Origin of the sequence: Granulicella sp. L46 (assembly GCF_009765785.1) — a bacterium.
Lineage (GTDB): Bacteria > Acidobacteriota > Terriglobia > Terriglobales > Acidobacteriaceae > Granulicella.
Map to the genome: position 1 here is coordinate 1 of NZ_LMUT01000020.1, position 6,034 is coordinate 6,034.

At 61.8% G+C, this 6,034-nt stretch carries 5 protein-coding genes; 3 read left to right on the forward strand and 2 right to left on the reverse strand.

Features of this window, described 5'->3' with window-relative positions:
* Positions 1 to 1,521, reverse strand: a 1,521-nt coding sequence (locus GSQ80_RS20020; protein ID WP_158789444.1) for a glycosyltransferase family 39 protein, incomplete at its 3' end; no start/stop codon positions are given.
* A 114-nt stretch (positions 1,522 to 1,635) separates the two neighbouring features.
* Here GSQ80_RS20020 and GSQ80_RS20025 point away from each other — a divergent pair.
* The 3 genes from GSQ80_RS20025 to dut are packed head-to-tail and all read left to right on the forward strand — an operon-like array spanning position 1,636 to position 4,601.
* Entirely contained in the window at positions 1,636 to 3,078 is a 1,443-nt protein-coding gene (locus tag GSQ80_RS20025) for a hypothetical protein (protein ID WP_254059809.1), read from the forward strand.
* Entirely contained in the window at positions 3,078 to 4,130 is a 1,053-nt protein-coding gene (locus GSQ80_RS20030; RefSeq protein ID WP_158789445.1) for an NAD(P)-dependent oxidoreductase, read from the forward strand. Before GSQ80_RS20025 ends, GSQ80_RS20030 begins: the two co-directional genes overlap by 1 nt.
* Positions 4,131 to 4,154: 24 nt before the next feature.
* The gene (gene dut, locus GSQ80_RS20035; protein WP_158789446.1) at positions 4,155 to 4,601 is read left to right on the forward strand and encodes a dUTP diphosphatase; all 447 of its coding nucleotides are present in this window, start codon (positions 4,155 to 4,157) and stop codon (positions 4,599 to 4,601) included.
* 3 nt (positions 4,602 to 4,604) lie between these two features.
* Here dut and GSQ80_RS20040 read toward each other — a convergent pair whose 3' ends face one another.
* On the reverse strand, positions 4,605 to 5,699 hold the full coding sequence (locus GSQ80_RS20040) for a serine hydrolase (protein WP_216850486.1): 1,095 nt from the start codon (positions 5,697 to 5,699) through the stop codon (positions 4,605 to 4,607).
* Between the last annotated feature and the right edge of the window lie 335 nt (positions 5,700 to 6,034).

The window sequence follows — 6,034 nt, forward strand, 5'->3', positions numbered from 1 at the left end:
CTGGAGCTCGACTTGCTGGACGGGGAGGTTGGCGTAGAAGAGGACGGTGGGGATGGGGTTGTATGTGCCCGGTCGGAAGTCGAGGAGGGGGCCGGGGGTATTGGCGACGAGAGGGGAGGGGTGGCGGAAGGCTTGTTTGAGGAGGGCGGTCTCTTCGCGGTTGTTGGGGGTGACCTGGCCGTTGGGGAGGGCGGGGGAGTGGAGTCGGCTGCGGGGATGGGCGGTGGCCAGGGCGGTGAGGATCCAGAGGACGGCGAGGGCGGCGGCGAACTGGAGGATGGTTCGGGTGGGAAGGGGTGAGGAGATTGGGGCGGGGCGGAGGTCGTTGGGGTCCTTCGGCTGCGCGCTGCGCGCTTCGCTCAGGACGACAGCATCTTCTCGTTGGCTCAAGACGACAGCATTTTCTGCCTGGCCCAGGGTCACAGCATTTTCTGGTTCGGTCACGAGGACCGGGCTCTTGGCGTAAAGCCAAGTAGCTAGCCAGATGGCGACGAGGGCGGAGAACGGGGCGTAGGCGGGGGCCATGTAGTGGGGCAGGCGGGTCTGGATGCAGCTGAAGAAGAGGATTTGGACGAGGGCGAAGATGGCGAAGGGGCGGAAAGCGCGGAGGGATGGGGTGCGGAAGGTGGCGTAGATCGCGACGGGGTAGAGAAGTACCCAGGGCGGGGCGGAGAAGAGGAGGACGCGGAGGTAGTACCACCAGGGGGTGAGGTGGCCGTCGAATTGATAGGCGACGCGGCCGAGGACGTGGAGGCCGAGGTATTGCCTGACGAAGACCTGGCCGAAGCGGTGGAGCATGAAGAGGTGCCAGGGGAGGGTGAGGGCGAGGAAGAGGAGGAGGCCGTAGAAGAAAGGGGCTCGGATGCGGCGGCGGAGGGTGGGGTCGATTGCGAGGAGGACGAGGAGGGTGAGGAAGAGGGTTCCGCTGGCGGCGCTCTTGCTCATGAGAGCGATGGCGAAGCCTGTCCAGTAGAGATACCAGCCGTTGAGGGAGGCGGTGGTCGATCCGAGATCGCGGGGAAGGAGGAGGTTTGCCAGGCCGATGAGGGCGAGGAGAGAGCCCAGGGAGAGGAGGGTGTCGGTTTCTCCAACGCGGGCTACATGGAGGAAGCCGAAGGTGGAGAGAAGGACGACCGTGGAGAGCCAGGCTGTGAGGTTGTCGCGCGTGCGTAGAAGCCAGGCGTGAAGGACGGCGACTAGGGTGATGGCGGAGAGCGCGGAGCCGAGGCGGGCGGTGAGTTCCGAGACGCCGAAGAGTTTGAAGAAGAGGGCGGTGATCCAGTAGGTGAGTGGCGGCTTGTCGATCCAGACTAGGGAGTTCCAGTGGGGGACGAGCCAGCCGGATTGCAGCATTTCGCGGGAGACCTGGGCATAGATGCCTTCGTCCCAGTCGGTGAGGCGGTTGTGGCCGAGGAGGGTGAGGATGACGAGGGCGGCGAGGAGGGTTGCGAAAGCTGTTGAGCGGAGGGCGTGGCTGCGGAGGGGGTTGGGTTCGTGCGGTGGGTGAGGTTCCGAGGCCATGAGAACAGCGTACGCGAGGTGCTACGCGCACGGCGATGGTGCCGGGTCGGTCGGCGGGATGTGCGTTAAGGGGGCTAGGAATTGGTGCAGGGGAGAGAGCGATAGACTTAGCGGGTGAAACGTTCGGTTGGGATGGGTGCGGAGGGGTCGGAGCGGGCGTGGTGGCAGGCGCCCTGGATGATCTTCTGGGTGGGGTTTGCGCTGCGGGTGGTGGTGATTTTGGTGGGGCATACGTATCGGATTCGCGCGGACCAGGGGAACTTTAATTTTGGGTTTGAGGCGGGGCGGATTGCGCGGTCGCTGGTAACAGGGCAGGGGTATGCGAATCCGTTCAATGGATTCTCGGGGCCGACGGCTTGGCTGCCGCCGCTGTATCCGCTGCTGATGGCTGGGGCATTCAAGGTGTTTGGGGTGTATACGCGGGGTGCGGCGCTGGCGTTGATGGTGGTGGATAGTGCGCTGTCGGCTGCGATTGTGCCTTCGGTGTATGAGATTGCTGCGCGGTGTTTTGATGCTCGGGGAATTGCTCGGCGGGGCGCGACGTATGCGGCGCCGGTGGCGGTCTGGTCGGCTTGGATGTGGGCGGTGTATCCGGCGGCGTTGCAGTATGCGGTGCATTGGGTTTGGGAGATGTCGCTGACGGCTTGCCTTTTTAGTTGGGCGGTTGTGGTGGCGTTGCGGTTGCGGGGCGTGGGGGAGGAGCAGGAAGGGCATACCCCAGGGGCTAAAGCCCTATTTTTCTCAAAGGGTATGAGACCCGAGGCTGAAGCCTCGGGGTACCTGTCCGTGGGTCAGCCACGGAATGAATTATTGCTGTGGTTTGTGCTGGGGGTGTTGTGGGGGTTGATTGCGTTGACGAATGCTTCGCTGATGCTTTGTCTGCCGGCGATGTTGGTTTGGATTGCGTGGCCGGAGTTGAGGAGGTGGCGGCCGAGTGGCAAGACGGTTGTGGGTGCGGTGCTTACGTGTGTGGCGTTTGCTGCGGTGCTCGCGCCTTGGGTGGTGCGGAATGTGCGGGTGATGGGTGCGCCGGTGTTGACTCGAGATAATTTTGGGGTGGAGTTCTATGAATCGACGCTGGAGCGGAATGATGGGTTTCCGTGGGGGACAACCGTGCCGCTGTGGACGGGGGATCCGGAGTATCGGCAGTATGTGCGGATGGGCGAGATTGCGTTTGCGAAGATGCGCGGGGAGCAGGCGAAGGCGCGGATTCGGGCTCGGCCGTGGAGGACTGCGAAGTGGACGCTGGATCGGTTTCTATTTTTCTGGGATGGGACGCCGCATGCTGCGAATGGGCATTTGGCGAATGAGTTTCTGCGGCAGGTGAGTTATTGCTTTTTGAGTGTGTGCGGTTTGTTGGGGCTGGGGTTGATGATTCGGCGGCGCGTGGAGGGGGCGGGATTGTTTGCGCTGATCTTTTTGCTGCTGCCGCTGCCATACTATCTGGTGACGGTGCAGCCGCGATTTCGGCATCCGATGGAGCCGTTGATTGCGGTGCTGGCCGTGTTCCTTTTCCGTTCTACGGAGAAGAAGCGGGTAGAGAGTAGAGGGTTGTGATGCGGCAAGAGATGTTGGTAACGGGAGGGTCCGGGTTCTTTGGCGGTGTGCTGAAGCGGCGGCTGCTGGCGGAGGGGTTTGCGGTGACCAACATTGATTTGGTGCGCGATGAGGATGCTGGCGCTGAACGGCTGACGAGTGTGCAGGGGGATATTCGCGATGCGGGATTGCTGGCGCGAGTGTTTGGTGAGCACAAATTTGAGGGCGTGTTTCATTGCGCGGCGATGCTGGCGCATGACGTGAAGGATGACACGCTGCTTTGGACTTCAAACGTGGATGGAACGCGGCTCGTGGCGGAGGCTGCGCTGGCGGCGGGCGTGACGAAGATGGTGAATATTTCGTCGAACTGCTTGTGGGCGGAGGGATTTGGACGGCCGGTGACGGAGGTGGATGTACCGGCGCCGGTGGAGTTGTATGGGCGGTCGAAGCTGCAGGCGGAGAGGGAACTGGCGGCGATCGTGGAGAAGCGGCCGGAGTTCAAGGTGGTGACGCTTCGGTGTCCGACGATTATTGATAGTGGGCGGCTGGGACTGCTGGCGATCCTGTTTGAGTTTATTGAGGATGGAAAAAAAGTTTGGGTAGTGGGGGATGGGTCGAGCCGGTATCAATTTATTTATGCGCAGGATTTGGCTACGGCTTGTTTGCTGTGTCTGCAGTATGAGGAGTCGAATTTATTTCATATTGGCAGCGATGATGTGCCGACGATGCGGGGGATGTATGAGAGTGTGATTCGTGCGGCGGGCAGTAAATCGCGCGTGGCTTCGCTGCCGCGGAAGCCTACCGTTGCGATGATGCAGTTGGCGCATCGGCTGAAGGTGTCGCCGCTGGGTCCGTATCACTATCGGATGATTGCGGAGAGTTTTGTGTTTGATACGCAGAGGATTCGGACGGAGTTGGGGTGGACGCCTACGCTGACGAATGAAGAGATGATGCTGCGGGCGTTTTCGTATTACAGCGAGAATCGGAAGGCGATTCATGCGCGGACGGATGTGTCGGCGCACTCGAAGGCGGCGCCGATGGGCGTGATTCGGTTGCTGAAGTGGCTTTCGTAGAACAGGATTAGGAGAGCGATGAAGATGAGTCCGACGATATTGGTGCAGAGGTTGTTGCCGGCGGCGCAGATGCCGCGGTATGCGCATGCGGGTGCTTATGGGGATTTGGCGGCGGACTTGTTTGCTGCTGAGGCGGCGGTGCTGGCTCCGGTGGGAGAGGCGGGGTCGACGCAGGCGGTTAGGACCGGGTTGGCGATGGAGTTGCCGTCCACGCATGGAGCGCTGGTGGAGGATCGGTCGGGGTTGGCGGTGCGGGGGATCACTACGCTGGCGGGCGTGATCGATCCGGGGTATCGGGGGGAGCTGAAGATTGTGCTGACGAATCTTACGAGCGAACCGCAGATGGTGGCGCCGGGACATCGGATTGCGCAGCTGAGAATTGTGGAGAGAATCCAGGCGACGTTTGAAGAGACGGACATGTTGGCGGAGGCGCCGCGGGGGGTTGCGGGGTTTGGTTCGACGGGCGCGTAGAGCCTAGGGCTGATTGGGAGAGGCTGCGGCGACTACCAACTTCATGAGCTCGGCCATCTGGCGCTTATGGACTACCTTTCGCGTGATGTCGCTGTCGACGCGCACTACGACGATGAGGTCTAGCGAGGGAACGACGACGGCGTATTGGCCGAGATGGCCTTCGAGCCAGAAGCTTCCGGGCGAAAAGACGTATTCGGGTTGATGGGCGGGGGTGGCGGAGTCGGCGGTCCACCAGAGATAGCCGTAGCCGCCGGACTCGGTGTCGGACCAGGGGTGGGTGGAGTCGGCGACCCATTGGGCGGGGATGATTTGAGTGCCGGCCCAGTTGCCGTGGTGGAGATAGAGAAGGGCGAAGCGGGCCATATCGCGGGCGGACATGCGCATGGGATAGGCGGGGAAACGCGATTCCGGGCCGCGGACGTAGTGGCCGTCTTTGGCGCGGAAGTCCTGCATGCCGATGGGTGTGGCGATCTCGGTGGCGAGGGATTCATAGATGGAGTGGCCGACGGATTTTTCGTAGATGGCGCCGAGAGTATTGAAGTCCCAGTTGTTGTAGTACCAGAAGGTGCCGGGCGGGTGGGAGCCGCGCTCTAGGCGCTTGTCGGCCATGCCGGTGGTTTCGTACTCGGCCTCGTGGTAGACGCCGCTGCGAGCTTCGAGGAGCATGCGCACGGTGGCCTGTTTTTCTTCGGGGGTGAGCGCGGGTTTGTTGTCGTCAATGTTGAGGGAGGCGAGGGTGTCGTCGAGATGCATTTGGCCGCGCTGGACGGCGATGCCGATGAGGGCGCTGAGGAAGCTCTTGCGGCAGGAGTGAATCTCGGTGCGGGCGGCAGTGTCGCCGCCCTGGGCGACGATGAGGCCGTGCTGGATGAAGAGGACGGAGGTCGCGCCGATGTCACTTACATAGTCGGTCGCGCGTTTGGTGCGGGCGGCGTCCCAGCCGGCAGCGGCGGGCGTGGTGCGAGTCCACTCGGAGGCGGGGAAAGTGGCGGATAGAGGGGGCATGGGTGCCTGAGCCACAGCAACGATGGAAGCGTTGAGCGACAGGGTGAGGAAGAGGCGCAGGAAAGGGCGAGGAGAAATCGCCAGGGATTTCATCAGGACATGATATCGCCGGGGATGCGGGGTTGGATTCGACGGGGCGCGGAGAGCAAGATTGGCTCGGTAATTGCAGGGAAACCGTGCGAAAATCTTGGATTTGATTGACGGAATTTCAATACTTTTTGTGGAACTGCTGTGATGAGGCTCACGTATCACTGATCACTAAGAGCTTCTCTGAACCATGGCAGAGATCCTCTCGAATTCAGCAACACGGAGAGACTCACATGCGTTCACTCATACTTGCACTTGCCTTTGCTGCGCCGGTCAGCGCAGTAGCGTCCGCCCCGATGTATAGCAATCCGATGAGCCATTCGCACCACCAGCAGGTGCAG

Excerpts from the sequence above, each read along its gene's own strand:
- dut (WP_158789446.1), top strand. The coding sequence starts at position 4,155 with ATGAGTCCGACGATATTGGTGCAGAGGTTGTTGCCGGCGGCGCAGATG.
- GSQ80_RS20030 (WP_158789445.1), top strand. The coding sequence starts at position 3,078 with ATGCGGCAAGAGATGTTGGTAACGGGAGGGTCCGGGTTCTTTGGCGGT.
- GSQ80_RS20040 (WP_216850486.1), bottom strand. The coding sequence starts at position 5,699 with ATGAAATCCCTGGCGATTTCTCCTCGCCCTTTCCTGCGCCTCTTCCTC.